Genomic DNA, 24,609 nt, shown 5'->3' with positions numbered 1-24,609 from the left:
GTCAGGACTCCTGAACGAGGATGCTGCCCACGTGCACTGTGATCTGGCGAACGGCAACGATGACGGCCTCGATGGCGTGGGCGGACTCTCGTTGCCGGTTGTAGCTGCGTTGCAGGAGGTCACCGGTCATCCCCGCCACCCACTGCGTCATGAATCGTTCGGCGCGTTTGGAGTTGCGCTGCAGCTGAATCCAGGTTTCCTCCAGCTCGTCGAAACTCCGGAACTGGCTGGTGGCCTCCTGCAGCAGTTCGGCTTGGCGTCCCAAGTTCTCGAGGATATCCATGGCCTCAGACGGCAAGCGGAACTGCTCGGTGGCAATGATGAGCAGCCCGGCGTTGCAGACCTTCTGTACGGCATTGTTCAGACCGTCGGCCACCGCATACAGGTCCTGGCGGGGCAGCGGGGTGATGAACGAGCTACGCAGGCTCGTGAGCAACGCCATATGGCGAGAGGTCGACTCGCTGTCGAGCCCGGCCAGTTTCGCCTCGACCTCGGCGGCTGTGGTGGGTGAGGCTCCCATGAGTTGGGCGACGTGATCCAAGGCCGATCCCAGCGACTCCGCGAGGGCGGCAAGGTGCTCGAGGCTGGCGGTATCCGGCGCGAGCAGGCGCGACAGTGAAAGATTCATCATGGAGAGGGTATCCCGTGGAGGGGATGGTGCCGGACCGGGAACGCCTCTCGGCGCGTGGCCGCTCGTAGCGGCAATAATATGGAGCCCGGGGTTACCGCGGCCCGGCACCGATATCCAGTGTGCGCGGTCGGCCCCGGGGATGTCCACCGGCGGCGGGTGGATCAGCCATCAGCTAACCCCGGAATACAGCACTGCAGCAGTACAGCACTGCTCAGTCCAGTGCGTCGTTCAGTCCAGTGTGCCGTCACGCCACGCGGCAGCAGACTCCTCGAGTTCTTCCGCGGTGCCGAGCAGTCTCTTCGCCTGGCGCAGCAGTGATGTCGCCTGGGTCGGGTTGCCCAAATCCAGTGACTCGGAGTGATGGGCCTGACCGAGGCAGACCACGCGGCAGTACGCGGCGGCTCGCTCCAGCGCCGTGCCGAAGTCTCCGCTGAAGGCACCGGTGAGGATTTGGTCTGTGAGCTGTTGCAGTTCCCGGGCTCCGGGAGGCTCAGCCGCTCCGGCGATGGCGCGGGCCACTTGGGCGTCGTATCCGGCTCGGTACCAGGCCGCCCATTGCGCTCCATGGCGACTGGTCGCCGTGCGCAAGGCATACAGCCGCCACAGCGCACCGCCCAGGGACACGGCTGGTGCGTCCGCCCAGAGCCGGGCGACCGTGTCGATGCCGGCCTCTTCCACCAGCTCCACCAAGCGCCTGACCGTGGGCTCGTCCGAACCGGCCTGACCGCCCTCCAAGAGGGCGCGGGCCAGCAGAGCGGCGCCCTCGGCCGTCGTGGCCGGGTCCGCTCCGCCTTCAAAGGGGGCGAACTGTTCCGGGGCAAAGGGACGGGGTTTGTGATGGCGGGCCGTACCGGCCGCTGTGGAGCTGGGGGACCGGCCGGATCGACTCCGGAAGGACGTCAAAGGAAGGTTGCCTTTCCAGGGAGGGTGGGGTTTCGGGGCCACTGCGGACCCCACCCCACGATACGCCTTCTTGCTATGCAGTATGGTCCGGTACGATGAAATGCGGTCTCCGGCAGTGTCTCTGGGATGTCCCGAGGATGTGCCTGCGATTCTTCGAGGAGACCGTGGAGCACGGGCCTTTAGCTCAGGTGGTAGAGCATCGGACTTTTAATCCGCTGGTCGCGGGTTCGATCCCCGCAGGGCCCACAGTGTGAACGAGGCCCGAACCCTTGCCAGCAGAACAGTTGGCTGGGGTTCGGGCCTTGGTGCTTTTCTGGCCGGTGTTGGCCATCATGCGTCGGAGTAGGCGTCGGCGTACTCAGCACTGGGTGGGATCGGCTGAATAATATCCAGAAGGACGCCGTCGGGTGCCGCGACAATGAAGTGACGCTGCCCGAAATCCTCGTTGCGCAGACCCAAGACCGGCTCCAGTGCGGAATGGTGCGTCAGTCGGTCGTGGAAGGCATCGACGTCGTCGACTTCGAGATTCAGGATCACTCCGCGCGGAAACCGACGGCGGTCCTCGGGGATCGTGTTGTGGTCGTAAGCCAGGATCGCCAACTCGAAAACGTCTAGGCGCAGACTGACGTACCAATCAGACTCGAAGGCCGCCTCGAAGCCGATCTTGTCGCGATAGAACGACGCAGTGGCGGCAACGTTCTCGGCCATGAGCACAGGGTAGAAGGATGTGACGGGCATCAAACTCTCCTTTACGTACAATGTGTATGTTTCTTCCGATACTTACATACAATGCGTACGTAAAGGAACCCATCATGCCCCGCGCCTCTGCAGCAGCCGCCGCCCAAACAGCCAGGCACGTGCTTGACGCGGCCATGGAGCTCTTCGCCTCGCGTGGCTTCTTTGATGTCTCCCTGGACGATGTCGCGCAAGCGGCCGACGTCACGCGAGGGGCCGTCTATCACCACTACCGGAACAAGGCGGGACTGTTCGCGGCGGTGGCGTCTCGGCTCCAGTCGGACATTGCCGAAGCCGTGGTGAAGGCGGCGGACCAAGCGGGTCAGGATCCATTGGATCAACTTCTGGCTGGATCACACGCGTTCCTCGACGCGATGACGGCCGGCCCGGCAGTACGCATCCTGCTGATGGATGCGCCTTCAGTCATCGGTTGGGACGACTGGCGCCGCCTGGATGCAGAGAACTCCGCGGCTCATCTGCGTGATGCGCTCCGGAGTGCCGGGATCGCAGACGACCTCCTCGACGCGGCGACCGCGCAACTCTCGGGTGCGATGAACGAAGCCGCACTATGGACTGCGCAGCACGACCACACTGCGCACGCCAGACAACAGTCGCATGCCGTTCTCGATCGACTTCTTGCAGCTTTCTGCGACAGTTCACCAGCACGACACCGCTGAGGTTGCGGGCAGATCTCGGCCGCCTTGCCTTGATCACGATGTCGTAACAGCAGGTCGAGGATCGGGGTCGACGTCGGCTCGATTCTTCGCAATGTCCCCAGTCACCCCCCGGGCCTGCTGTGGGCGCGACACGCGGGTGTTTCGGCGGGAGGGCCCGCCGCGTCGCTGTGCACCAGGGTCGACGAGCAAGCGTCGAGCAGGTCTTGCGGGGGAGGACTGGCACCGTGGGCGGCGTCTTGCGCTCCCGAGCTGCTTGTTTAGGCTGGAGCCCATGAGTGCCTCTTCCCGGGTGCTCCAGCGAAGGTGTGTCCTCGCTGGAATACTCGCTCCAGTGACCGCGACAGCGGTTCTCTTGAGCGCACCCGCAGCCACGGCTGCTGCTGAGGTCCATTCCTCATCGGACGAGACGAGGCCGGAAACGACTTCAGCCTCCGAAACCCGCGAGGCGCCGTCCTTCGACTTCAACGATGCCCTGCCGGAAAACCCGAATCTGCTGCGTCAGTTGCGCTGGATCGAATCCGGGAAAGTCCCCACAGCCGACGCCGGGGATCTGCGCGTGGCCACCTTCTCGGCCGGACTGAGTCGGCCGAACTCCGGACAGTTGGCCGAAGACCTGTCCGCACCGGGGAACGAGCAGGGCATGCGCGTGGCTGAAGCCGTGCAGCGTGCGGCTCCGGACGTCGCCTTGCTGACGGACTTCGACGTCGACGGCGGCGAAGCGGTCGCCCAGTCCTTCCGCACCAATTACCTGTCCGTCGGGTCCGGAGGGCAGGAGGGGATCGATTATCCCTATACCTACGTGGCTGAGGTCAACAACGGCGTGGATACCGGGGCCGACCTGGACAACGACGGGGTCATCGGCGGCCCCGGTGACGCTTTCGGCCCGGGCCGGTTCCCCGGGCAGCACGGCATGGTCCTCTTCTCCCGCTACCCGCTGGACACGGACAACATCCGCACCTTCCGGGAGCTGTCTTGGGATTCCATGCCGGACAATGCCATCCCGGACGGGGCCTACACGGAACTGGAGCAGTCCGTGCTCCGGCTGTCCTCGTCCTCGCACTGGGACATCCCCGTGGAAGTGGACGGCCAGACCGTGCACGTCCTCGCGGCACAACCCAGCAGAGCCGATGATGGCGCCGCCGGCGAGGAACGCCACCATGACGAGATGCGTTTCTGGGCCGACTACATCGAGGGGGACGCCTCCTACATCGAAGACGACCAAGGACGCAGCGGCGGACTGACCGAGGGCGAGAAATTCGTGTTGGCCGGCGACTTCGGCCCGCTGACGGGGGCCGCACTGAATGACGACGAGGAGCAGCACCCCTCCGGCATCGCCCGGCTCCTCGAGTCCGGAGCCATTGAGGATCCCGAGCCCACGTCCAGCGGGGCCGAGAGTCTGGTGGAGGATGCACCCACAGCCACCGAGGTCGTCAGCCGCAAGGACGGTGACTGGAAACTGGCTCGTTCGGATTACCTGTTGCCGTCGTCGTCGGTGAGCACCAGCGACTCGGGCGTGTTCTGGCCCCTTCCGGGTCAGCTCGGATCCCACCTGACCAACGCCAACGCTCCCGGAGGCGAACCGGGTGAGACCAACGAGTCCACTCCCAGTGAGCACCGGCTCGTCTGGGTGGACCTCAGCCTCGGTGAGGCCGAGGGCGACGACTGAGACGACTGACCTGGTGCGCGAAACCTTCTCCACGGGCCACCATGTGGTGTGGTCCCGACCTGAAAACCGGCGACGGGGCACCGACCTCGTCGTAGTGATCCACGGCTACGGCGCCAATGAGGTTCGCGCGGCCCAGGCGTACTTCGGCATGCTTCCGGAGAACGTCACCGGGCTGGCCGTTCGAGGCGGGTTCGAGATCGACGCCGGCGTGCCCCCGGTGGCGGACGGGATCGACGGCGTGGGGTCCGGTCCCGGTGGCCCGGATCCAGGGGCGTGGGGCTGGTTTCTGCTCGACTACTTCCTGAACAACGATTTCGCCGAGGTCATCGCCGCGGCCCACCGCGTCTTCGACCTCCTGGACGCCGAGGAGGTCACCCGACACGAGTTCCGGAGCGTCTCCGTCCTCGGGCACTCCCAGGGCATGGCCATGGCCTCCACCGTGTATCGCTTGCGTCCGGAGGCCTTCGCCTGCGTAGTCGGGCTCAGCGGATTCGTGCTGTCCAACCCGTTGCTGGAAGCCCTCGACAACCCTCCGGAAGGTCCCGGGCCGCGCCCATTCTTCTGGGGGCGGGACGTCGAGGATCTGGTCATCCATCCCGACGCCGTGGCCTACACGGCCGATTGGCTGGAGACCAACACGCGGCTCACCGCCCGCACGTACGAGGGCATGGGCCACGGCACAGGTCCGGAACAGGTCCGCGACGTGCGGATCTTCCTTCAGCACACTCTGGCGGCGGTGTAGCAGAACTCGTCAGAAGTCGCGCGTTTCCTGGCGCCGCACGGATTCACCCGTGGCCGGATCCTGCAGGGTGCGTGATTCGCTGACCCGGCGGTTCGAGGAGCTCGAAACCCCCATCATGATCAGGGACACGATGAACAGCAGGGCACCGGCGGCCATGAGGATGTAACCGGCTACCGTCAGGTCGAACCCGGCGATGGCGTCCTGGACGGCGAAACTGAGGATGGCACCGAGCGCCATGAGGGCAATGGCCGAACCGAAACGCATGAGAACTCCTGTAGTCGTCGGACAGGCGGCGAACGCTGGTCGGACGCCTGAGGCGTGCGCCCGGCGATCGACCGTTCAATACTTCCTGGTCGCCACCTTACGGGGAGCCTCGGACGATGCCTAGTCGCTGGAGACCCCGTCGCCGGTAGCCCAGGCGTTGTGGGACGGGCGCCGGAGTGGTGTTTGATAGTGGGTGACGCACCACGAACTTCAGGAGGCCTCCCATGGCGAGGAAGAGATCCGCCATCGCCAGCGTCGCCGGACGGAAGGCGACCGACTTTGCCCTGAACCGTGCCGTGGACGAACACGGCAATCCGACCCCGGCATTCCAACGGGTGGTGCTGAGGGCGCTCGACGTGCAGCGGCCTCTCGTCCTCCGCAACCTTCATCGTCTGCGCCGGCATCACCCGGAGGATTCCCCCGCCGAGCTGGCTGAGCGGCTGGGCAAGCAATACCTGGCCGCGGTCACCGGGGGAGGGGCCGCCGTCGGGGGTACCGCCGTGGTCCCGGGCGTGGGCACCGCTGCCGCCCTGGGGCTGTCGGCTGCTGCGACCGTGGGATTTCTGGAGGCCACGGCCCTGTATGCCCAGTCGGTGGCCGAGCTCCTCGGGATCAGCACCGAGGATCCGACGCGGGCTCAGACGCTGGTCATGGCAGTCATGCTCGGTGATGACGGCCGCAAGCTGCTGCGGGACTTCACCGGACAAGCCAATGGCTCGGGCGTGGGTCCCCTCGGCGGTGCCGTCGCGGCGATCACCGGGACCTCGGGCATGTCGGACGTGCTGTTCCAGCAGATGAAGCGCATGTTCATGAGGCGCTTCCTCGTCCGTCAAGGCGCCGGGCTCGTCGGCCGGCTGGTGCCGTTCGGGGTGGGGGCGGTCATCGGCGGCGTCGGCAACCGGACCATGGGCAAGGGCGTCATCAAGGCCGCTCAGAATCTCTTCGGCCCGCTGCCTGAGGCTTTGCCCGCGGGGCTGGCGGCCGAAGTGGAGGCGGCTCGCAGCGTGCATCGCCGGAACCGTGAACGGGAGCTCACCTCAGAGGAGTGAACCCGGTGACGTTCCTCAGCGCAGGAGCAGCTCAGTGGAGGAGCAGCGTCGCCAGAGTATGGATCGCCAGTCCGGCCAGCGCGCCGACGATCGAACCGTTGATCCGGATGAACTGCAGATCTCGTCCGAGGTAGAGCTCGATGGTGCGCGAGGCCTGCCGCCCGTCCCAGCGCTCGATCGTCTCCCGGAAGATCCCGACAAGCTCGGGGCCGTAACGGCGCACGACGAACTGAGCGGCATCGGCTGCCCAGCCATCCACCCGTGCCTCCAGGGCCCGATCCTCCTGGAGACGGGCGCCGAGGTCCTGGAGAGCGGCCACCAGCGCCCGGTGCAGATCGGAGTCCGTGTCCCGCAACTGAGCCAGAAGGACACCCTTCGTGGTCTCCCAGGCCTTCTCGGCCCACTCCCGCATCCGGGGGTCGTTGAACAGCTCCTTCTTCGCGTGCTCGACGCGCTCCCGGGTCGCCGGATCCTCACGGAGGTCCCGGACCAGGTCCTGCAGCCAGTCGTCCACGGAGCGGCGCAGCTCGTGCCGCGGGTCCTCGCGAACCGAGGCCAGATATTTCAGCGCCTCGGCATGGATTCTCTCGGCCAGCAACTGGTCGACCATCTCGGGAACCCACTGCGGGGACCGCTGACGGACGCTGTTGACGAAGAACTCGGGATGCTGTGACACCCAGTCACCCGTGCGGGTGACCAGCAGATCGACCACCTGATCGTGGTGGCGTTCGGCAGTGACCTTGCCCAACAGCTCGGAGAGCGTGGGTGACCACTCCGGCTCGATCATGTGCTTCTGCACCAGGTTGGCCAGTAGATCGCGCACGAGGACATCGTCCATGGCGTCCAGGATTCCCTCGGCCGAGGCGGAGATCTCCACGGCCACTCGCTCCGCGTGGGGACGCTCACGAAGCCAGGCTCCCGCGCGCCCGGAGAGCCGGAGACCAGCCAGTTTCTCCTGAGCGACGTCACCGTCGAGGAAGTTCTCCTGGACGAACGACCCCAGAGACTCTCCGATGGTGTCCTTCTTGCGCTGGATGATCGCCGTGTGCGGGATTCTCAGTCCCAGAGGATGCCGGAACAGGGCCGTGACCGCGAACCAGTCGGCCAAGGCCCCGACCATGCCCCCCTCGGCGGCAGCCCGGACATACCCCAACCAGGGATGCTCGTCCTGAAGGGCGAAGGCCACCACGAAGACCATCGCCAGCACCACCAGCACTGAGGTGGCCACCATCTTCATCCTGCTCAGCGAGGCGGCGCGTTCGGCCTCGCTGGGGACGGAACCCGGCGCCGAACGCGCGGGGCCGGCGTCGGGAATTCTCTGGTCCATGGTTCCTCCGGCCGGAATCAAAGTGTCAGCACAAGTTAACCAGCCCTTCGCCTGAGCCTGGGGTGGCGGGACCGTGTGCGCCCGTACGCTGAAAGCGTGTCAGCCACCTCGTCTTCAGACACCGGTCCGATGCACGATTCTCACGATCACCAGAGACCTCTGGTGATCGCCCATCGAGGGTCCTCCGGAGCGTACGCGGAGAACACCCGAGCGGCGTTCCTGCACGCTCTGGCCGAGGGAGCCGACGGCGTCGAGGTGGACATCCACCTGACCCGTGACCGCCAGCTCGTCTGCCTCCACGATGCCACCCTGGAACGAACTTCCAACGGCTCGGGTCAGGTCTCCGACCACACACTGGCCCAACTGCGCCGGCTCGACTTCCACAGTTGGAAGGGAGTCCGCATCCCCCGGGAATACGGTTCCCCTTCCACTCAATTGCTGTCCTTCCCGGAGCTGATCGAGCTGCTGGTCGCGGCGGGGCGCCCGGTGAAGCTGGCCCTGGAGTTCAAGCATCCCAGCCCGTTCGGCCATGAGCTCGAGGAGCGGGCGATGACGTGGCTGCTGCGCGCCGGGTGGGATCCGGAGACCTCCCGCATCGGCTCGGTCGAGGTCTCCTTCATGAGTTTCTATGCCGGGTCACTGCAGTATCTGGCTCCGACCGTGGACACCGAACATCTCTGTCAGCTGTTGACCGTGGTGCCGCGGGAACCGGTGCCGACCCGGTTCAGTCTCGGTCCACTCAGCCGGGCGGCCGTGCGGGCCGCGCTGCGCCAGGCCATCGCCGACGCCGAGCGACTGATCTGGGAGGGCCGCGCGGGGATCGCCGGGCCGGGCGTCGAGTACGTGCGCGACCATCTGGCCGATGTGAAAGCGTGGCTGGCCGCCGGGCGCGTTCTGCGCGTGTGGACGGTCGACCGGGACGAGGACATCGACTTGCTCTTGACCGCTGGAGTACAGCAGATCACCACGAATCTGCCGGCCCGCGTGCTGGACCGGGTCCGGCGTCGTGAGAGGGTATTCGCCTCGGTGGGCGATCGGTAGGTAAGCTCGGGTCTCCGTATGTGAGAGGGGACACCATGTCAGACGAGATGTCGGGCGCAGCACCGGGTGGTCACTCGGGCCAAGCCGTACCCGGGGGCGCAGCGCATCACCCCGGCGTCGTCGGATTCACCCAGGCCGAGATCAACGAGTCGCCGGTCAAGGTCAAATGGAACGCGCTGGGACCAGGCGTGGTCGCGGCCGCCACCGGCGTGGGCGCCGCTGACCTCGTGGCCACGCTGACCGCCGGTTCCCGGTACGGTTACATGCTCATGTGGGCCGTGGTCCTCGGCGTGGTCTTCAAGATCGTGCTCGTCGAGGGTGTGGGCCGCTACTACCTCTCCACCGGCAAGACGATCTTCCAGGGCTGGCGCACCCTGGGAGTGTGGACCAGCTGGTACTTCGGCATTTACATCCTGATCTGGGGCTTCGTCTACGGGGCCACGGCCATGAGCTCGGTGGCACTACCCCTGACGGCGCTGTTCCCGGGGGTCGATGCGAGGGTCTTTGCCATCATCACGGGTCTGATCGGCCTCGGACTGGTGTGGCTGAACCGGTACGGCCTGATCGAGAAACTCATGATGGTGCTGATCGGCATCATGTTCGTCGCGGTGCTCATCTCGGCGTTCCTGACGGCCCCGAACCTCGGGGAGATCCTCACCGGTCTGATCCCGCGGATTCCGGCCGAGGGCGGATCCATGTTCTATGTGCTGGGCCTGGCCGGCGGCGTCGGCGGCACCATCACCCTGGCTGCCTACGGGTACTGGCTCCGGGAAAAGGGCTGGCGGTTCCCCAAGTGGATGAAGGTGATGCAGTATGACAACGCCACCGCCTACATCCTCACCGGCATCTTCGTGATCGCCACCATGATCATGGGCGTGGAGCTGCTGCACTCGGCCGGCATGGCCATTTCCGCCGGCGACCGCGGACTGCTGGACATCGGCAACGTGCTGGCCGACCGGTACGGCGAGGTGTTCTCCTTCATCTTCCTGCTGGGCTTCTTCGCTGCCTCGTTCTCCTCCTTGCTGGGCGTGTGGCACGGAGTCTCGCTGATGTTCGCGGATTTCTGGACCAACTTCCGCAAACCTGCCGACACCCTGGACCAGGACGACGCCCCGACCCTGAGGTCGAAGCCCGCCCGGTTCTACCTGCTCTGGTTGACCATCCTGCCGATGTCCCTGCTCTTCCTCGAGCGGCCGATCTTCCTGATTCTGATGTACGGCACCCTCGGCGCGCTGTTCATGCCGTTCCTGGCCATCACACTGCTGGTCCTGAACAACCAGAAGAAGCTGGTGCCCTCGCAGTTCCGCAACGGCTGGGGCCACAACGTCCTGCTGGGCATCACCACCCTGGTCTTCATCGTTCTGGGCCTGCAGCAGTTGTACGAGGCCGTCTCGCCACTCTGGGCCGGCAGCTGAGGACCGGGATGAGGGCTGCCGTGAGGATGGCCGGAGAGCTGGCCGGAGAGCTGGCCGGCCCCGGGCGCGTTCCGGGCGGGGTCCGGCTGAACGCTTAACCTCCCGACGGCGGTGGGGCAGACTGGGTGCATGATCGTCGCCTTCTCCGTCTCCCCCTCAGGAAAGCCCCACTCCGACGAGTCCGACGCGCGGCCGGAGCCCGCGGACGGCTCGGTGCATGACGCCGTGGCCGCCGCCGTGAAGGTCGTCCGCGATTCCGGACTGCCCAACCGGACCTCAAGCATGTTCACCGAGATCGAGGGTGAATGGGACGAGGTCATGAGTGTGGTCAAGCAGGCCGTCGAGGCCGTGGCGCCCTTCGGCTCCCGGATTTCCCTGGTATTGAAGGCGGACATCCGGCCCGGGCGCACCGGTGAGCTCGACGGAAAGATCGAGCGCCTGGAACGGGCCCTCGAGGAGCAGTAACCGATTAGTGGTGCTGCTGCCACCAGAGGGCCGCTTGCAGCCGCGAGTCCAGCTGGAGCTTCGCCAGGGCGTGGGACAGATGTGACTTCACCGTGGTCACCTCCACGAAGAGTTCCTGGGCGATCTGCTGGTTCGAGAGGCCGTGGGCGACGAGGGCCAGGACTTCTTCCTCGCGGCGGGTGAACGGTGGAACCGGTCTGCGGTCGTCGATTGCGGTGCCGGCTGTTGGTCCAGCGGAGGACCCGGTCACGAGCTCACTGTTGACACCTCCGCTGACATCCCCGCTGAACTCCGCGGTGAACTCCCGCAGGGCGGCGACGACGGCGCGTGTGGCCGTCGGGGACAACATCGCCTCTCCGCGGGCCACCGCCCGCACGGCCTGCAGAATCCGCCCGGGATCCTCGGATTTCGTGAGGTAGCCGTCGGCTCCGGCGGCCAGCGCGCCGAGAACGAACTCATCAAGGTCGAAAGCCGAGATCACCAGCACCCGTGCCCCGTACTCCCGCAGCCGGGGAGTGATCTCGATGCCCGTGGCGCCCGGCATGCGTACGTCGGTCAGCACCACGTCCGGACGATGCTCGGCGGTCAGCCGCACCGCGCTCGCACCGTCCGTCGCCTCGGCGACCACCTCGATCTCCGCGGCCGCACCCAGCAGTGCGACCAGGCCGGAGAGCACCGCCGGATGGTCGTCGGCCACCAGAACGCGGATCTGGGACGTCATCGTTGGTCCTCCTTCGCCGTTCTCCCGATCCCCATGGCGGCGTCCGGACCGCTGGCCTCCACGCGGGGATGGTCGTGGTGAGGAGCACGTCCGGCCGTGGGGAGACGGTCCGGCAACCGCGCCCAGACGCGCCAGTGGTCTGGTCGGCGAGGGTCTGGACCGGCGATCACGCTGCCGCCGACCGCAGCCGCCCGGTGTCCGATCGCCGTCAGCCCCACGCCCGTCATGGCGTCGGGATCGCTCGGGCGTTCCTGGTGCGCATGGTGTTCTTCCCGGAAAGGGGCTGGAGCGGGCACCGGGGCCCGGCGGTTCACCAACTGGAACTCCACGTTCTGGTCCGCGCACCGCACCGACATCGTGATCGGCGCCGTGCCGTGACGGGTCGCATTGGTGACCGCCTCAGCGGCCATGCGCAACAGCGCCGCCTGCACGGACGGGGCCACCTGATCCGGATCGTCAACCGCCGGATCGACCTCGACGGTGGCCTGTGCGTCGACGCCGCGGAGGCGATCGGCCAGGGAGTCCCAGCTCAGGGTGACCTGCGGAGCCGCGGAGCTGTCCTCCGCCAGCACGCCGATCATCGAGCGGAGATCGCGCAGGGCCGCATGAGCAGAATCCCGCGCGGTCTGCAGCGATCGGGAGCGGGCGTCGCCGTCGGGCAGCGACTCGGCCAGGTTGGTGTGCAGGGAGACGGCACTCAGATGTCCGCTGATCACATCGTGCAGGTCGTGTGCGATCCGGCGTCGTTCGGTCTCCACTGCACCGGCGGTCCGGCTCGCAGCCAACTCCTGCTCGGCATTCGCCAATGCCTCGGCACTGTGCCGGGCCTCGCGGTGGTGGCGCACCTCCCAGCCCCACACCAGTGGCGTGATCAGCACCAGCGCCGCCGTCATCAGCACCGCCAGAAGCTCGGAGCCCACGCCGGACACGGCGCTGGAGGCCAGGACCGCCGTCGCCGTCAGTCCGATCCCGAGTCCCGTGGTCACCCGCGCCAGGCGTCGGCTGCCGTGCATGACCGGTTCGAACAGCGCCTCGAACAGGAGGAGGTAGGCGGCCACCTGAGCGCCCATCACGACGACGGCCAGCGAGGTCAGGCCGGTCACCACCAGAACCACGACTGGCGCCCGCCGGCGCCAGAGCGTCGCCGCCGCTCCGAGCAGCAGCAACGGCACCGAGACCGTGGCCGGCCATCGCAGTTCTGACGTCACGATGCCGGTGCCGGTGGCGTCGGAGACCAGCACCAGCACCAGGACCACACCGATGTACACGGCGGCCAGAGTGGCGTCTCGTCGATCGATCGCCGGCGCAGTGGAGGGCATGCCTCGAGGCTACGTGGACCGACGCCCGCCGGGGAGTGGATACGGATGCTTCATCCACGAATCGGTACCTTCGGAGGAGGACGGCAGGAGACGGCCCCGGCACGATGAACACCATGGAATCGTTGATCGAATCACTGGGGCCACTCGCCTTGGTGGTGCTCGCCCTGGTGGACTCCACCTCCGTGGGCACGCTGGTGGTCCCCTTGATCCTGTTGGTGACCGGTGAGGGACGAGCCGGACGGGTGGCCGGGCGAACCCTGCTGTACCTCGCCGTGATCGGTGTGTTCTACCTGCTGCTCGGCGTGGCGCTGCTGGCCGGCCTGCTACCGCTGTTCGAATCCTTGGCGCCCCTGCTCACCGCGGGGCCGGCGACCGTGGCGCTGGCTCTGGCCGGCGTCGGGCTGGTGGTGTGGTCGCACTATTCGGACCCCGAGACGATCCGCAAACGCGGCGGCGATCCCGAGGCCTCCGCTCGCCGCTGGACCGACCGGGCACGCCGCGCTTCCGGCCGACCTCGCGTGTTGATCGGGCTGGCGTTGCTGGCGGGCGTGATCGAGGCCGCCACCATGATCCCGTACCTGGTGGCGATGGGCCTCATCGCGGACAGGGGAGTGGGACTGGGAGGCGGCTCCCTGATCCTGGTCGGCTACTGCCTGGTGATGGTGTTGCCCGCTGCCCTGCTGTGTGCTGTTCGGGCCGCCGTCGGCGCTCGCGGGGACCGACTCCTGGACAAGGTGCATCGTTGGGCCGTCAAGCACGCGGCCAGTGCCTTCTCGTGGGGGACCGGCATCATCGGGGTGTTGATCCTCGTGCGCACCGTGGGGCCCGCGCTCGCGGTGCTCCGCGGGGACTGATCCGCGGGACTGGTTCGCGAGAGCGACCCGCGGGGAGGGAGGGGCTGCCGTAGTCTTCTGAGACGTACATTCGCAGTGGAGGCCTGGACAGCATGGAGCATCGTGGCACGTAAGCAGGTTCGCCGGGGTTCCGCCGGGCCGCAGATCGAGCCTGGAGTGTTCCCCATCGACGCCGGAACGGCGGAAGTGACCCGTGACCCGTTCACCGACGGGGCCTGGCTGCTGAAGCTCAACGGCGCCGAGTCCTCCCAGCTGAATCCCGACTCGCCCCTGGACATGGGGTTCGAGTACATGCGGTGGATGGCGGCGGTGATGCGGCATCGCTGGGACCCGTCGGCGCGGCTGCGAGTCCTGCACCTCGGCGGGGCGGGGTGCACGCTGGCCCGCTGGGCGGCGGCCTGGTATCCCGATTCCCGGCAGACCGCCGTCGAGTTGGACGCCGGGCTGGCCGCCCTGGCGCGAGACCATTTCGCCTTGCCCCGCGCGCCTCATCTAAAGATCCGGGTCGGGGAGGCCGGTGAGGTCTTGGCGGGTGCTCACGAGGCCAGCCGCGACGTCGTCATCCGGGACGTCTTCGCCGGTTCGGTGCCCGAGGATCAAGTCACTCCCGGCCACCTGCTCGGGGTGGACGCCGCCGAGCAGGCCGCACGGGCGGTGGGAGACGGAATCTATCTGGTCAACCACGGCGGTGGTCCGGATCTGACGGCGGCACGTCGCGAGGCGGCGACCCTGGGCGAGGTCTTCGCCACCGTGGTCGCGGTGGCGGACCCGCAGATGCTCAAGGGTCGGCGGCGAGGCAATATTGTCTTCGCCGCCACGAACGGCTCGCTGACCAGTGCTGGCGCTGGTGCTGTTGTCCGCCCTGGGCCCGCGCCGCGGGATGCGTTGGTGCGGGACCTGCTCGCCGACCCGTTGCCGGCGCGGCTCGTGGAACCGGTGGCCGATTTCGCCGCTGGGGCCAAACCCTTCGATGAACCACTTCTGCGACCTAGACTGTGATCACGATTCGCCCGTGTCAACCACGAGTATGGGCGCGAATGACAGGAGGCCGCCATGACTGGTTCGGATGAACAGGATTCCACCCCGACCGCGGGCGACCGCGCCACGACCCACGGCATCGTCGTCGGTGTGGACGGCTCCGACCAATCCGTGTCCGCGGCCAAGTGGGCCGCTCGGGAAGCCGAACTGCGCGGGCTGCCACTGACGCTCATCACCGCGTACACCATGCCCGTCTTCGCGGCCTCCGCACTCGAGGCCGGCTATGGAGTTCCGGACGACACGACCATCCGCGACGGTGCCATGCAGGTGCTCCAGGGAGTGGTCGGCCAGCTCGGTCCGCTCCAGGTGCCCCTGGTTCACCGGGTGGAGATGGGCGATGCGGCCGGTGTCCTCGTGGACTACTCCGCTGACGCGAACCTGCTCGTGGCCGGAAGCCGGGGCCGCGGGGGGTTCCTCGGCCGCCTGTTGGGCTCCGTCGCCGCCGCCCTGCCGGCCCATGCCAAGTGCCCGGTTGTGATCGTCCCCAAGGGCGAGCATGCCACCCGCGCTGCGGACGGCGTGCCCGTCGTCGTGGGCGTGGACGGTTCGGAACAGGCCCGGGTGGCCGCGCTCGCTGCCGCTGTGGAGGCCGAAGTCCGTCGGGCCCCCTTGCGCGTGGTGATCGCCATGCCGCCCATCTCCGGCGCTGTGGCGTGGCTGCCGGCCACCGTGGACGAACGGTCCATGTTCAGTGAGATGAAGGAGAAGCTGGCCGCCGGCGTCGAGTGGCTGCGCTCCGAGTTCCCGTCTCTGGAAATCAGCTACGAGATCATCGACGGCGTCCCGGTGGACGTCATGGTCAATGAATCCAAGACCGGGCGCCTGACCGTCGTCGGGTCCCGTGGCCGCGGCGGCTTCACCGGTGCCCTGCTCGGCTCGACCTCACAGGGCATCATCGCCTACGCCCACGGGCCGGTGATGGTGGTCCCCAACGTCAAGGACAGCCGCCTGGCCCGACGCGCGAGCTTCGGCCCCACCTTCTCCTGACCCTCGTCTCCTCCTCACTTTGCGGGCAGAACGAACCGGTCTTTTCTGCCCGCAAAGTGAGGAGATGGAAAGTGAGGAGATGGTCAGTAGCGGCCCGCGTAGGGGTGGATGTTGTACATCCCGCCGTAGTTCAGCGCGGTCACCGACAGGCCCATCGTGGGGTTGCGGGCGTGAACGATCTTTCCGTCGCCGATGTAGATCGCCACGTGGTACATGCTGGAGCCGCCGTTCGAGGACCAGAACACCAGGTCGCCCGGCTGCAGCTGGGACAACGGAACGTATTGCTTGGCAGCCTGGTACTGCTGGGTCGAGGTGCGCGGCAGGTACTTGCCGGCAGCTTCAAAGGCGTCCCGGGTGAAGCCGGAGCAGTCATATCCCTTTGGTCCGTTGCCGCCCCAGGTGTAGTAGACGCCTGACTCGTTGGCCTTGTTGACGCCCCAGTTCACGGCCGTCGAGGTCCAGGAGCCGGTGGGCGGCTTCGGCGCGGCGGTCTTGGTGGGAGTCGGCGTGGGGGTCGGCGTTGGCGTCGGCTTGGGGGCCGCAGTCTTCGTCGGCGTCGGCGTCGGCGTCGCCGTCCTGGTGGGCGATGGCGAGGCGGTCTTGGTCGGGGTGGGGCTCGCCGTCTTGGTGGGCGAGGGTGCCGCGCTGGTTGGTGCAGTACTGGTTGGTGCGGTGCTGCTGGGCGCCGCGCTGCTCGGTGTGGCGCTGCTGGGCGCCGCGCTGCTGGGCGCCGCGCTGCTCGGCGCCGCGCTGGCAGGAGCGGACGACGTCGGGCTGCTGGGGGTGGGGCTGGTGGAGGGAGCCGGAGTCTCCGTCGCGTCGTGGCTCACCGGGGCCGACGTCGCGACGGGGACGATGCTGGACGGGTCGGAGCTGGACGGTGCCGGACTCGTCGGCGTCGCGGTCGGTTCTGACGACTCCTCCGCTTGGCGCTCGGACGCGGCGATGGCCTCCTGGAGGGACTGATCGCGCTCGGCCTGCTCCATGGCCTCGACCCTCTGCGTGGCCTCGTCCACCGAGAGGTCCTCGAGTTCAGCCAACAGACCGATCAGCTGCTTCCGGTCGGCCTCGTTCTGCTTCTCGGCCTCTTCCGCTGCCCGGGCGGCCTCGTCGAGTCGGCGCTGCTGCTCTGCGGCACGGCGCGTTGCCTCGGCTTGGGCCTGCTGAGCGGCCTCGGCTTGGCGAGCGAGCTCCTTGGCTTCAGCGGCCTGGCGAGCGGACTCCTCCGCGACGCGAGCCTTGTCAGCTGCCACCTTGTCCGTGGTCGATGTGCGCGCGAGGACGTCGTCGTCCTGGCTCAACAAGACATCACCGGTGGTGGTCTGGCCTCCTCGGTACAGATCTGCGGCCACCGCGCCGGACTCGTCGTGAGCCTTCTTCGCGGTTTCTGCTGCCGCTTCGGACCGGTGCTGCGTGGCGGTTGCGGTCTCGTTGCGGTCAGCCAGATCCTCGTTGGCCGTGCGAAGGCTCTCATTGGCCTCTTGGGCGCGGGACTCGGCCTGGAGCGCCCGTTCTTCGGACTGCTTGATGGAAACGCGCAGCCGGTCGGACATCCGAGCCTTCGCGGCGGACTGATCTTTGGCGGAGACGACATCCTCGTGCGTCGGAATCGTCGGACGCGCAATGTCCGGCTGGTCAGACGGGGACGCCTGCTCGACGCGCTGAAGGTTGGCCTGGACAGCGTCGGACGAGGCGTCGAAAACGGCGGGCAGGGACGTGGCGGCCAAGGCGGTGGCAGCCAGGGCGGTAGCGGCCACGGCGGCGGTCACGCCTACAGTGCGACGGGTGTTCACGGCAGTTCCTCACTGTGACACCCATGCGAGTGGGTTGGCAGGTTCGGTCATCGGGGGAAGAACCGAACCCTGGTGCGGGATGGTCACGCGACCGTCACGGGACAAACTCGCAACGGTTACGCGGCCTGCCAACGGGCGCCACAGAAGTGACAATAGATGCACTTTTGTCACAAAAGCAACACGGATCCCACCAGAATCATAAAGAACAACCGTGTCATTTGCGTGGATTCTGTCCGCGTGTCGCGAGTCGTGGCTCAGCCCCAGCCCAATTCGTGGAGAGTTCGATCATCGATCCCGAAGAAGTGAGCCACCTCGTGCACCACGGTCACGGTGATCTCGTGGACCAGTTCCTCGCGATCACGGCACATCCGCAGCAGGGGTCCGCGGAAGATCACGATGCGGTCGGGGAGCTGGAAGGGCATCTCGCCGCGTTCGGTCAGGGGGACGCCGTCGTACAAGCCCAGCAGTTCGGTGCCCGGGTCCTCACCGGGCTCGGGCTCGTACTCCTCCTCCACGAAGACCGCGACGTTGGACAGGCGTTGAGCCAAGGCGGGCGGAATCGCGTCGAGGGCGTCGGACACGGCCTGATCGAACTCGCGTTCCGAGAGGTCGAGGTCTAGCGGGTCGTCGGGTGGCTCGGGGAACTCAGGGGACTCATCATGATTCACGTTTCCATCCTGCCTCCTCATGGTCCTCGTCGCGGCGCCGGTGATGGCGAGGCTGCGTCGGTTTGCGATGGAGGCCCCTGACCGCTTAAGCTCTACTGGTCCACTTCGGGAGCCCGAAGCGTTCTGGCCCCCATCGTCTAGAGGCCTAGGACACCGCCCTTTCACGGCGGCGACACGGGTTCGAATCCCGTTGGGGGTACGCAGCACCTGCACCATCGCACGTTCGTTCGGCCGGCGCCCATGTGGCAAAAACCGGGTCAACGGTCTGATAGAGTAGGTTCTCGCACACTGGCCCTGTAGCGCAGTTGGTTAGCGCGCCGCCCTGTCACGGCGGAGGTCGCGGGTTCAAGTCCCGTCAGGGTCGCTCGGATGTTCCGGACGTCGGTGTACGGCTCGGAAGATCGCGGTGATCACCGGCTTCGTCGCCGGATGGTGCCAGGCTCTGTAGCTCAGTTGGTAGAGCGTTCGACTGAAAATCGAAAGGTCACCGGATCGACGCCGGTCGGAGCCACCAGCACAACGAAGGCCCTCGCGTGTATCACGCGGGGGCCTTCGTCATGCGTGAGCGATGGCGGAGTGATCCGAACTCCAGATCAACGCGGCGGCATCCTCAGGGCCCCGTCCATGCGGATCGTGGTGCCGTTGAGGTAGTCCTGGTCGATGAACGTTCCGACCAGCCGTGCATACTCCTCCGGGCGAGCCAGTCGGTGCGGAAACGGCACCCCGGCCGCCAGCGACTCGCGGAACTCGTCATTGATGCCGGCCAGCATGGGTGTCTCGACAATGCCCGGGGCGATGGTGTTCACGCGGATGCCCCGGCTGGACAGGTCACGGGCCGCCGTGATGGTCAGACTGTGGACCCCGCCCTTGGAGGCGGCGTAGGCGGCCTGCCCGATCTGCCCTTCGAATGCCGCCACGGAGGTGGTGTTGACCACCACGCCCCGCTGTCCGTCCGCGTCCACGGGTTCCGTCTCGGCCATGGCCTCGGCGGCGAGGGTCAGCACCGTGAACGTTCCGACGAGGTTCACTCGGATCACCGTCTCGAACAACGCCAGGTCATGCGCGCCCTTCTTGCCCAGGATCCGTGCCGAGGGCCCGATGCCGGCGCAATTCACCACCGTGCGCAGGGGACCGGACGCGGTGGCCTCGGCGACGCCGGCCCGCACCTGCTCGGCGTCGGTGACGTCGGCGGCCACATAGGTGACCCCGCCGACGTCGGGGGCGTTGTTGATCTGTTGCTGAAGATCGAGGCCGACGACGCGCGCGCCGCGTTCCGCGAGATAAGCGGCGGTCGCGGCGCCGAGGCCGGAGGCGGCTCCAGTGACCAGGGCAGAGCTGTCATGAATGTCCATGGACTGAAGCGTATCCGGCCCCCGAGCAGGGTAGGGGTCAGGCGGGAGTGTCAGTGCAGACGCGTCAGCGGTGGAGGAACCACGCGGCCGAGTCGGGCATGAGCTGCCCCTCCTGGACAGCCTCGTCCTGGCTGAAGATCCCAGTACCGTAGTCCTCAGGCGCATCGACAGGTGTCTCACCCATATTGGCCATGACGAGGATGGTCTGCTCTGGGCCGGGTCCGGCGGCGTCCGGGTTCAGTTCCCCGCTGGTGACGGTGAAAGCCAAGACGCCGCGTTCGGGGCTGTGGAACCGTGACCACGCGAAGGATCCCGTGCCGAGATCCAGCTCACCGCGCACGGTCAGCAGTTCACGGTAGAGCTCGACGGTGGACCCCTCGACGTCGACCTGTTGGTCCGCCGCATACTGACCGAAAGACTGGGGTTGCGGCAGCCACGGCGCGGCGGGGTCGGGGTGGTTCCCGACGGCGAAACCGAACCCGGGTGCCTGGGCGCGCCACGGCATCGGGATTCGGCAGCCGTCCCGGCCTTTCTCCGCCCCCTCGGTGCGGAAGAACGTGGGGTCCTGACGGTAGGCGTCGTCCAGGGTGGTGTGTTCGGGCAAACTGAGCTCGTCACCCTGGTAGATGTACGCGGAACCCGGCAGGCCCAGCTCGATCATGGCGGCGGCCCGGCTGCGTTTCCATCCCAGGGCCTCGTCCGGCTGCTCGTCATCGACGCCGATGCCCGACGGGTACCGAGTGGGGTCGGTCAAGCCGAAACGGGAGGCATGCCGGACGGTGTCATGGTTGGACAACACCCAGGTGTTGGGGGCTCCCACCTTGGCCGCCTCCTGGACGGAGACGGTGATGGCGTCCGACATCCGCACGGCGTCCCAGCCCGCCAGCAGGAAGGTGAAGTTGAACGCCTGGTGCATCTCGCCCTCGCGGACGTACCGGAACAACCGCTCCAACGGGGAGACCCAGGCCTCGGCGACGAGCATCGGGTCATGGTCATACTCGGCGAGGACCTCGTTCCAGGTTCGGTAGATCTCGTGGACCCCGTCCTGGTCGTAATAGGGCACGGGGTGAGCGTGGTCGCGAGGATTGTCCTCTCGGTGGGCCGCGACATCCTCACCGCGATCCTCAGGAGGCACCGCCTCGTCCATGACGTCATCGACCGTCTCGACACCGGCATCGGCGATCATGCCCACTCGGGCCTCGTGGTCCGGCAGGCCCTCGGCTTTGACCAGTCCGTGGGCCACGTCCACGCGGAACCCATCCACGCCCCGGTCCAGCCAGAATCGCAGAATGTCCAGGAACTCCGCGCGCACCTCGGGATGGTTCCAGTTCAGGTCCGGCTGCGAGCTGTCGAACAGATGCAGGTACCAGTCGCCGGGCGTGCCATCCGGATTGGTCGTTCGCGTCCAGGCCGGCCCGCCGAACGTGGACTGCCAGTTGTTCGGGGGCTCGGATCCGTCGACGCCGGCCCCCGGCCGGAAGAGGTAGCGATCCCGTGCCGCACGGCCCGACTCAGTGGTCGGATCGGCGGCCAGCGCCTCGGCGAACCAGGGGTGGGCCGAAGAGGTGTGGTTGGGGACGAGGTCCACGATGACGCGGATACCGGCGTCATGCGCGGATTCCAGAAGCCGGTCGGCATCCTCCAGGGTGCCGTACATCGGATCCACGTCCCGGTAGTCGGCGACGTCATAGCCGCCGTCCTTCTGCGGGGAGACGTAGAACGGCGAGAGCCAGATCGCGTCCACGCCCAGTTGCTCGAGGTACGGCAACTGAGCGGTGACTCCGGCAAGATCTCCGGTGCCGTCCCCGTCAGCGTCCGCGAAGGACCGGGGGTAGACCTGGTAGATCACCGCGTCCACCCACCAGGGGTTCTCGGGCTGGTGGCGTGCCCCGACCGGGGGCGTGCTCAGCGGCTCGTGCGAAGGCGTGCCCGAGGGGGTGTCCAGGGCAGTGTTCGGGGCAGTGTTCGGGGCAGTGTTCGAAGGTCCCGTAGCCATGAGCTCAGCCTAACGGCCAGCTCTGGATGGGTCAGTGCCCTGGCTCGCTGTCATGTGCGGTTATCGGTGGCGGTGCCTCAGCCGCGGCCCTTCTGCTGCCCCTTCTGCCGCCGGCGGTGGGCCTTGAGGGCCAGCGCCCTCTCAATGCTATCCATGTCCTCGGTGATACCGGCCGCCTCTTGCGTTTCGGTGGCGTGGCGGGCCTGGCGTTCGAGCCAGTCCTCGGCCAGGAGTCCCTCGACCTCCTCCTTGCCGACCAAGCGGGCGATATCACGCAGCGCCCGCTGGCGTCGTTTCGACGGCGGCGCGCACTTGACCCGCTCAATCTCCGGCGGTGTCCATGGATTGGCGTCGCCCTGCGACCGTGCCCGCCGGGCCCAGTCCTTGAACCAGGCCGGCGTCCAGGCTAGGGGCCACCACACGAAACTGAGCACCACGAGCGCCAAAGGGATGAAGAACAGATTCCACGTGGCTTGACGTGCGCCTTCCATGTCCCACGCCTCAAAGAAGACGGAGGGAAGCGCCGTGAGCAGAGCAAGGCCGCACATGAGCAACATGAACGGCCAGGTGTTGTGCCGGGAGACCTGAAACGGAAGACGAGGCAGAACCGCCCAGGTTCTCGTATCCCCGTTCAGGCACCGCCACGCGACGTACAGCAGGACTGACACGGCGGCGACGACGATCGCCGTCATACCCAGATAGACGGGGCTGTAGATGATGTCGAGCAGCATGGTGTCCTGTCCGTCTGCGGCGGCCGTGAGCTGGATCGAGCCTAGCTGGCCCGGCCCAGCTGCCGTACAGGCAGCCAGCGCCGCATCATGCGGTGATTGGCCACCATGGCCGCCTCGGTGTCACCCTCCTCGAGGGCCTCGATGGCCGTGCGCACATCGAAGGCGGAATCGTCCGGCCACACGAGTCGGTGCAACCCGCCGTAGTCCAGTTCCACCACCGAATCCGGATGGAAGGACTCCAGCCAGGTCACCAGGACGGTCAGGTCATTCAGCAGGTCCATGTCCGGCGCGTGCAGGGACAGCACGACGGCGGCATGCCTCGCCCGTTCCATGGCCAGGGCCAGGCGGACGGTGATGCGCACCGCGTCGGGGGCCTCCGGGTCGCCGCTGAGGGTCATGGCATCGTCCTCGTGGACGAGGGCGAACCAACTGGCGGGCACGCCCCACACCGCGGTGCGGGTGTGCACTTGGTGCAGTTCTTCCACGTTGTCGATCTCGATCCGCCCGGCCAGTCGTTTCACGTTGGCCTGGCGAGCCGCCTCGGGAACCAGGACAGAGAAGATCTGTGGCCGCATCGACTCGGCCAGCTGTTCGGCGGCCAACTCACACCGCAGGGCCATCTCGTCGGGGCAGAAGTACTCGGAGAGAGCCGCATCGTGTCCGTCGTCGGCCGGCATTCGCAGCACGCGCACCAGGTCCCGTCCGTGCGGAAACGGGTCGGCGACATCGCGCAACAACCGTCGCTGGGCGCGTTGTGATGCCTCGTGCTCGATCTCGCCGCGCGTGCGGCGACCGGCGCGCTGGTACTCGGCCTGGACGGCGTCGGGAAAGGCGGCGAGCGGTTGGTAGATCCGTAGCTCGGACTGGTATTTCATGCGCCGGTCAGGTTCCGGCCGGGGCAGTGGTGCCGCCAGCGGCTGGTTCGGAACCCAGTTCCACGACGACGGGAGCGTGGTCTGAGGCGCCCTTGCCCTTGCGTTCCTCCCGGTCGATCCATGCACCGGTGACCGTGCCGGCGAGCGCGGGGGAGGCGAGGATGAAGTCGATGCGCATGCCCTGCTTCTTGGGGAAGCGCAGCTGCTTGTAGTCCCAGTAGGTGTACGTGCCGGGGCCCGGCGTCCAGGGCCGCACGACGTCCTGGAACCCGGCGGTTTCGAAGGCGTGGAAGGCCGCTCGTTCGGGGGCGGAGACGTGGGTCAGGCCCTCGTCGAGGAAGTGCTGGATGTCCCAGACGTCCTCGTCCTGCGGGGCGATGTTCCAGTCTCCCGTCAGCGCGATCCGCAGTTCGGGGTCGGCCGTGAGCTGTTCGGCCACTCGGTCCTTCAGCGCGTCCAGCCACTGCAGCTTGTAGACCATGTGCTCGTCGTCCAGGGCGCGGCCGTTGGGCACGTACAGGGACCAGAGGCGCAGCGCGTCGGCGCCCTCACCGACGGTGGCTGCGAGAGCCCGGGCCTCCTGGACGGCGTCCACGCCGTTCTTGCCGAAGGCCGGCTGGCCGATGAAGGTGCGTTCCACGTTCGTCAGGCCGACGCGAGAGGCGATGGCCACACCGTTCCACTGGGAGAAACCGAAGTGTGCGACCTCGTAGCCGCGGCGTTCGAAGAGTTCCCACGGGAAATTCTCATCCCGGCATTTCGTCTCCTGAATGGCCAGGACATCCACGTCGCTGCGATCCAGCCAGGACTCGACACGGTCGGCGCGGGCGCGGAGGGAGTTCACGTTCCAGGTGGCGATCTTCACTCGGCCAGCCTAACGAAGTCCCGACGGCACTAGACAGCATCGAACAGAGGTTGCTAGGTTAGTTACACAAGTAATGAACCGACTAACAGAGCACGGAGTGCCGCATGGAGATGGATTCGACGCAGCCGATCTTCCGACAGCTGGCGCTCCACATCGAGCAGGGGATCGTGGACGGGACCTACCCGGAGGAAACGCAGATTCCCTCCACCAATGAGTTCTCCGCATTTCTGCGCATCAACCCCGCCACGGCCAACAAGGGCATCAACCTTCTGGTGGACAACGGGGTGCTCTACAAGAGGAGGGGCATCGGCATGTTCGTGGCCAGTGGAGCGCGGCAGAAGCTCTTGGGCACTCGCCGTGAGGCCTTCACCCAGCAGTACATCCATCCCCTGATCACCGAGGCGGCTCGCCTCGAGATCACCCCGGAGGAGCTGGCCGAGATGATCCGCCAGACCGCCGACGACATCACGCCCACCACCCGATCAGCCCTGTAGG

The 24,609-nt window shown here is 67.1% G+C and carries 25 protein-coding genes and 4 tRNA genes; 15 read left to right on the top strand and 14 right to left on the bottom strand.

Annotated features, from left to right (window positions below; genetic code table 11):
• Window position 1: 1 nt before the first annotated feature.
• Together ACFQQD_RS03945 and ACFQQD_RS03940 are read right to left on the bottom strand one after the other, a co-directional pair.
• The gene (locus tag ACFQQD_RS03945; protein ID WP_378086444.1) at window positions 2-631 is read right to left on the bottom strand and encodes a hypothetical protein; all 630 of its coding nucleotides are present in this window, start codon (window positions 629-631) and stop codon (window positions 2-4) included.
• A gap of 228 nt (window positions 632-859) precedes the next feature.
• Window positions 860-1,534 (bottom strand): hypothetical protein, encoded by a 675-nt coding sequence (locus ACFQQD_RS03940; protein WP_378086442.1) that lies wholly within the window; start codon window positions 1,532-1,534, stop codon window positions 860-862.
• Between the two features lie 173 nt (window positions 1,535-1,707).
• Between ACFQQD_RS03940 and ACFQQD_RS03935 the strand changes: the two genes are divergently transcribed.
• Window positions 1,708-1,780, top strand: a tRNA-Lys gene (locus ACFQQD_RS03935).
• A gap of 84 nt (window positions 1,781-1,864) precedes the next feature.
• Here ACFQQD_RS03935 and ACFQQD_RS03930 read toward each other — a convergent pair.
• Window positions 1,865-2,242, bottom strand: a complete 378-nt coding sequence (locus tag ACFQQD_RS03930) for a VOC family protein (protein WP_378086440.1) — start codon at window positions 2,240-2,242, stop codon at window positions 1,865-1,867.
• A 104-nt stretch (window positions 2,243-2,346) separates the two neighbouring features.
• Between ACFQQD_RS03930 and ACFQQD_RS03925 the strand changes: the two genes are divergently transcribed.
• The 3 genes from ACFQQD_RS03925 (at window position 2,347) to ACFQQD_RS03915 (ending at window position 5,354) form a co-directional block, all read left to right on the top strand.
• Window positions 2,347-2,946 carry a TetR/AcrR family transcriptional regulator gene (locus ACFQQD_RS03925; protein WP_378086438.1) on the top strand — a complete coding sequence of 200 codons (600 nt, stop codon included), beginning with the start codon at window positions 2,347-2,349 and terminating at the stop codon, window positions 2,944-2,946.
• 331 nt (window positions 2,947-3,277) lie between these two features.
• Window positions 3,278-4,612, top strand: coding sequence for an endonuclease/exonuclease/phosphatase family protein (locus tag ACFQQD_RS03920; RefSeq protein WP_378086436.1), 1,335 nt, complete (start codon window positions 3,278-3,280; stop codon window positions 4,610-4,612).
• Window positions 4,613-4,622: 10 nt separating this feature from the next.
• Window positions 4,623-5,354, top strand: a complete 732-nt coding sequence (locus ACFQQD_RS03915) for an alpha/beta hydrolase (protein ID WP_378087497.1) — start codon at window positions 4,623-4,625, stop codon at window positions 5,352-5,354.
• Between the two features lie 9 nt (window positions 5,355-5,363).
• Here the strand turns inward: ACFQQD_RS03915 and ACFQQD_RS03910 are convergent, their stop codons facing one another.
• A complete protein-coding gene (locus ACFQQD_RS03910; RefSeq protein ID WP_378086434.1) occupies window positions 5,364-5,618 on the bottom strand; it encodes a DUF6458 family protein in 255 nt (84 codons plus the stop codon).
• A 224-nt stretch (window positions 5,619-5,842) separates the two neighbouring features.
• Between ACFQQD_RS03910 and ACFQQD_RS03905 the strand changes: the two genes are divergently transcribed.
• Window positions 5,843-6,667, top strand: a complete 825-nt coding sequence (locus tag ACFQQD_RS03905; protein WP_378086432.1) for a hypothetical protein — start codon at window positions 5,843-5,845, stop codon at window positions 6,665-6,667.
• A 31-nt stretch (window positions 6,668-6,698) separates the two neighbouring features.
• Here ACFQQD_RS03905 and ACFQQD_RS03900 read toward each other — a convergent pair whose 3' ends face one another.
• Window positions 6,699-7,994 (bottom strand): DUF445 domain-containing protein, encoded by a 1,296-nt coding sequence (locus ACFQQD_RS03900; RefSeq protein ID WP_378086430.1) that lies wholly within the window; start codon window positions 7,992-7,994, stop codon window positions 6,699-6,701.
• A 96-nt stretch (window positions 7,995-8,090) separates the two neighbouring features.
• On the opposite strand from ACFQQD_RS03900, the gene ACFQQD_RS03895 reads away from it, so the two are divergent.
• From ACFQQD_RS03895 to ACFQQD_RS03885, 3 genes are all read left to right on the top strand, one after another.
• Window positions 8,091-9,035, top strand: coding sequence for a glycerophosphodiester phosphodiesterase family protein (locus ACFQQD_RS03895; protein ID WP_378086428.1), 945 nt, complete (start codon window positions 8,091-8,093; stop codon window positions 9,033-9,035).
• 35 nt (window positions 9,036-9,070) lie between these two features.
• Window positions 9,071-10,450, top strand: a complete 1,380-nt coding sequence (locus ACFQQD_RS03890; RefSeq protein ID WP_378086425.1) for an Nramp family divalent metal transporter — start codon at window positions 9,071-9,073, stop codon at window positions 10,448-10,450.
• Window positions 10,451-10,579: 129 nt separating this feature from the next.
• On the top strand, window positions 10,580-10,915 hold the full coding sequence (locus tag ACFQQD_RS03885) for an MTH1187 family thiamine-binding protein (RefSeq protein WP_378086423.1): 336 nt from the start codon (window positions 10,580-10,582) through the stop codon (window positions 10,913-10,915).
• A 4-nt stretch (window positions 10,916-10,919) separates the two neighbouring features.
• Here ACFQQD_RS03885 and ACFQQD_RS03880 read toward each other — a convergent pair whose 3' ends face one another.
• A complete protein-coding gene (locus ACFQQD_RS03880) occupies window positions 10,920-11,636 on the bottom strand; it encodes a response regulator (protein ID WP_378086421.1) in 717 nt (238 codons plus the stop codon).
• Window positions 11,633-12,955 carry a sensor histidine kinase gene (locus ACFQQD_RS03875; RefSeq protein ID WP_378086419.1) on the bottom strand — a complete coding sequence of 441 codons (1,323 nt, stop codon included), beginning with the start codon at window positions 12,953-12,955 and terminating at the stop codon, window positions 11,633-11,635. The genes ACFQQD_RS03880 and ACFQQD_RS03875 overlap by 4 nt, the downstream gene beginning before the upstream one ends.
• A gap of 113 nt (window positions 12,956-13,068) precedes the next feature.
• Between ACFQQD_RS03875 and ACFQQD_RS03870 the strand changes: the two genes are divergently transcribed.
• The 3 genes from ACFQQD_RS03870 to ACFQQD_RS03860 all read left to right on the top strand — a co-directional run bounded on the left by ACFQQD_RS03870 (window position 13,069) and on the right by ACFQQD_RS03860 (window position 15,834).
• The gene (locus ACFQQD_RS03870; RefSeq protein ID WP_378086417.1) at window positions 13,069-13,809 is read left to right on the top strand and encodes a GAP family protein; all 741 of its coding nucleotides are present in this window, start codon (window positions 13,069-13,071) and stop codon (window positions 13,807-13,809) included.
• Between the two features lie 102 nt (window positions 13,810-13,911).
• Window positions 13,912-14,808, top strand: a complete 897-nt coding sequence (locus ACFQQD_RS03865) for a spermidine synthase (RefSeq protein WP_378086415.1) — start codon at window positions 13,912-13,914, stop codon at window positions 14,806-14,808.
• Between the two features lie 54 nt (window positions 14,809-14,862).
• Window positions 14,863-15,834 carry a universal stress protein gene (locus ACFQQD_RS03860; protein ID WP_378086413.1) on the top strand — a complete coding sequence of 324 codons (972 nt, stop codon included), beginning with the start codon at window positions 14,863-14,865 and terminating at the stop codon, window positions 15,832-15,834.
• An 83-nt stretch (window positions 15,835-15,917) separates the two neighbouring features.
• Here ACFQQD_RS03860 and ACFQQD_RS03855 read toward each other — a convergent pair whose 3' ends face one another.
• Both ACFQQD_RS03855 and ACFQQD_RS03850 read right to left on the bottom strand, forming a co-directional pair.
• The gene (locus tag ACFQQD_RS03855; protein ID WP_378086411.1) at window positions 15,918-17,627 is read right to left on the bottom strand and encodes an NlpC/P60 family protein; all 1,710 of its coding nucleotides are present in this window, start codon (window positions 17,625-17,627) and stop codon (window positions 15,918-15,920) included.
• Window positions 17,628-17,881: 254 nt separating this feature from the next.
• Window positions 17,882-18,295, bottom strand: coding sequence for a metallopeptidase family protein (locus tag ACFQQD_RS03850; protein ID WP_378086408.1), 414 nt, complete (start codon window positions 18,293-18,295; stop codon window positions 17,882-17,884).
• Between the two features lie 126 nt (window positions 18,296-18,421).
• Between ACFQQD_RS03850 and ACFQQD_RS03845 the strand changes: the two genes are divergently transcribed.
• From ACFQQD_RS03845 to ACFQQD_RS03835, 3 genes are all read left to right on the top strand, one after another.
• A tRNA-Glu gene (locus tag ACFQQD_RS03845) sits at window positions 18,422-18,494 on the top strand.
• Between the two features lie 91 nt (window positions 18,495-18,585).
• Window positions 18,586-18,659, top strand: a tRNA-Asp gene (locus ACFQQD_RS03840).
• 74 nt (window positions 18,660-18,733) lie between these two features.
• Window positions 18,734-18,809 (top strand) — tRNA-Phe (locus ACFQQD_RS03835).
• A 79-nt stretch (window positions 18,810-18,888) separates the two neighbouring features.
• On the opposite strand, the gene ACFQQD_RS03830 is transcribed toward ACFQQD_RS03835, so the two are convergent.
• From ACFQQD_RS03830 to ACFQQD_RS03810, 5 genes are all read right to left on the bottom strand, one after another.
• Entirely contained in the window at window positions 18,889-19,647 is a 759-nt protein-coding gene (locus ACFQQD_RS03830; protein ID WP_378086406.1) for an SDR family NAD(P)-dependent oxidoreductase, read from the bottom strand.
• Window positions 19,648-19,711: 64 nt separating this feature from the next.
• Complete coding sequence (locus ACFQQD_RS03825; protein WP_378086404.1) at window positions 19,712-21,643, bottom strand: glycoside hydrolase family 13 protein; 1,932 nt, start codon at window positions 21,641-21,643, stop codon at window positions 19,712-19,714.
• A gap of 77 nt (window positions 21,644-21,720) precedes the next feature.
• On the bottom strand, window positions 21,721-22,374 hold the full coding sequence (locus ACFQQD_RS03820; RefSeq protein WP_378086402.1) for a hypothetical protein: 654 nt from the start codon (window positions 22,372-22,374) through the stop codon (window positions 21,721-21,723).
• A 41-nt stretch (window positions 22,375-22,415) separates the two neighbouring features.
• Window positions 22,416-23,249 (bottom strand): hypothetical protein, encoded by an 834-nt coding sequence (locus tag ACFQQD_RS03815; RefSeq protein WP_378086400.1) that lies wholly within the window; start codon window positions 23,247-23,249, stop codon window positions 22,416-22,418.
• A gap of 7 nt (window positions 23,250-23,256) precedes the next feature.
• Entirely contained in the window at window positions 23,257-24,114 is an 858-nt protein-coding gene (locus ACFQQD_RS03810; RefSeq protein WP_378086398.1) for an exodeoxyribonuclease III, read from the bottom strand.
• 110 nt (window positions 24,115-24,224) lie between these two features.
• On the opposite strand from ACFQQD_RS03810, the gene ACFQQD_RS03805 reads away from it, so the two are divergent.
• Window positions 24,225-24,608 carry a GntR family transcriptional regulator gene (locus ACFQQD_RS03805; RefSeq protein WP_378087494.1) on the top strand — a complete coding sequence of 128 codons (384 nt, stop codon included), beginning with the start codon at window positions 24,225-24,227 and terminating at the stop codon, window positions 24,606-24,608.
• Window position 24,609 lies beyond the last annotated feature (1 nt).

It is taken from the genome of Citricoccus sp. GCM10030269, assembly GCF_042665635.1.
Lineage (GTDB): Bacteria > Actinomycetota > Actinomycetes > Actinomycetales > Micrococcaceae > Citricoccus.
Note: the sequence above shows the minus strand (reverse complement) of the source record. Positions and strands in the feature narration are given on the sequence as shown.

What these genes read in the sequence shown, in the direction of transcription:
- ACFQQD_RS03945 (WP_378086444.1), bottom strand. Translation starts at nt 631, where the DNA reads ATGATGAATCTTTCACTGTCGCGCCTGCTCGCGCCGGATACCGCCAGC.
- ACFQQD_RS03930 (WP_378086440.1), bottom strand. Translation starts at nt 2,242, where the DNA reads ATGGCCGAGAACGTTGCCGCCACTGCGTCGTTCTATCGCGACAAGATC.
- ACFQQD_RS03925 (WP_378086438.1), top strand. Translation starts at nt 2,347, where the DNA reads ATGCCCCGCGCCTCTGCAGCAGCCGCCGCCCAAACAGCCAGGCACGTG.
- ACFQQD_RS03910 (WP_378086434.1), bottom strand. Translation starts at nt 5,618, where the DNA reads ATGCGTTTCGGTTCGGCCATTGCCCTCATGGCGCTCGGTGCCATCCTC.
- ACFQQD_RS03905 (WP_378086432.1), top strand. Translation starts at nt 5,843, where the DNA reads ATGGCGAGGAAGAGATCCGCCATCGCCAGCGTCGCCGGACGGAAGGCG.
- ACFQQD_RS03900 (WP_378086430.1), bottom strand. Translation starts at nt 7,994, where the DNA reads ATGGACCAGAGAATTCCCGACGCCGGCCCCGCGCGTTCGGCGCCGGGT.
- ACFQQD_RS03890 (WP_378086425.1), top strand. Translation starts at nt 9,071, where the DNA reads ATGTCAGACGAGATGTCGGGCGCAGCACCGGGTGGTCACTCGGGCCAA.
- ACFQQD_RS03885 (WP_378086423.1), top strand. Translation starts at nt 10,580, where the DNA reads ATGATCGTCGCCTTCTCCGTCTCCCCCTCAGGAAAGCCCCACTCCGAC.
- ACFQQD_RS03880 (WP_378086421.1), bottom strand. Translation starts at nt 11,636, where the DNA reads ATGACGTCCCAGATCCGCGTTCTGGTGGCCGACGACCATCCGGCGGTG.
- ACFQQD_RS03875 (WP_378086419.1), bottom strand. Translation starts at nt 12,955, where the DNA reads ATGCCCTCCACTGCGCCGGCGATCGATCGACGAGACGCCACTCTGGCC.
- ACFQQD_RS03870 (WP_378086417.1), top strand. Translation starts at nt 13,069, where the DNA reads ATGGAATCGTTGATCGAATCACTGGGGCCACTCGCCTTGGTGGTGCTC.
- ACFQQD_RS03860 (WP_378086413.1), top strand. Translation starts at nt 14,863, where the DNA reads ATGACTGGTTCGGATGAACAGGATTCCACCCCGACCGCGGGCGACCGC.
- ACFQQD_RS03830 (WP_378086406.1), bottom strand. Translation starts at nt 19,647, where the DNA reads ATGGACATTCATGACAGCTCTGCCCTGGTCACTGGAGCCGCCTCCGGC.
- ACFQQD_RS03825 (WP_378086404.1), bottom strand. Translation starts at nt 21,643, where the DNA reads ATGGCTACGGGACCTTCGAACACTGCCCCGAACACTGCCCCGAACACT.
- ACFQQD_RS03820 (WP_378086402.1), bottom strand. Translation starts at nt 22,374, where the DNA reads ATGCTGCTCGACATCATCTACAGCCCCGTCTATCTGGGTATGACGGCG.
- ACFQQD_RS03815 (WP_378086400.1), bottom strand. Translation starts at nt 23,249, where the DNA reads ATGAAATACCAGTCCGAGCTACGGATCTACCAACCGCTCGCCGCCTTT.
- ACFQQD_RS03805 (WP_378087494.1), top strand. Translation starts at nt 24,225, where the DNA reads ATGGATTCGACGCAGCCGATCTTCCGACAGCTGGCGCTCCACATCGAG.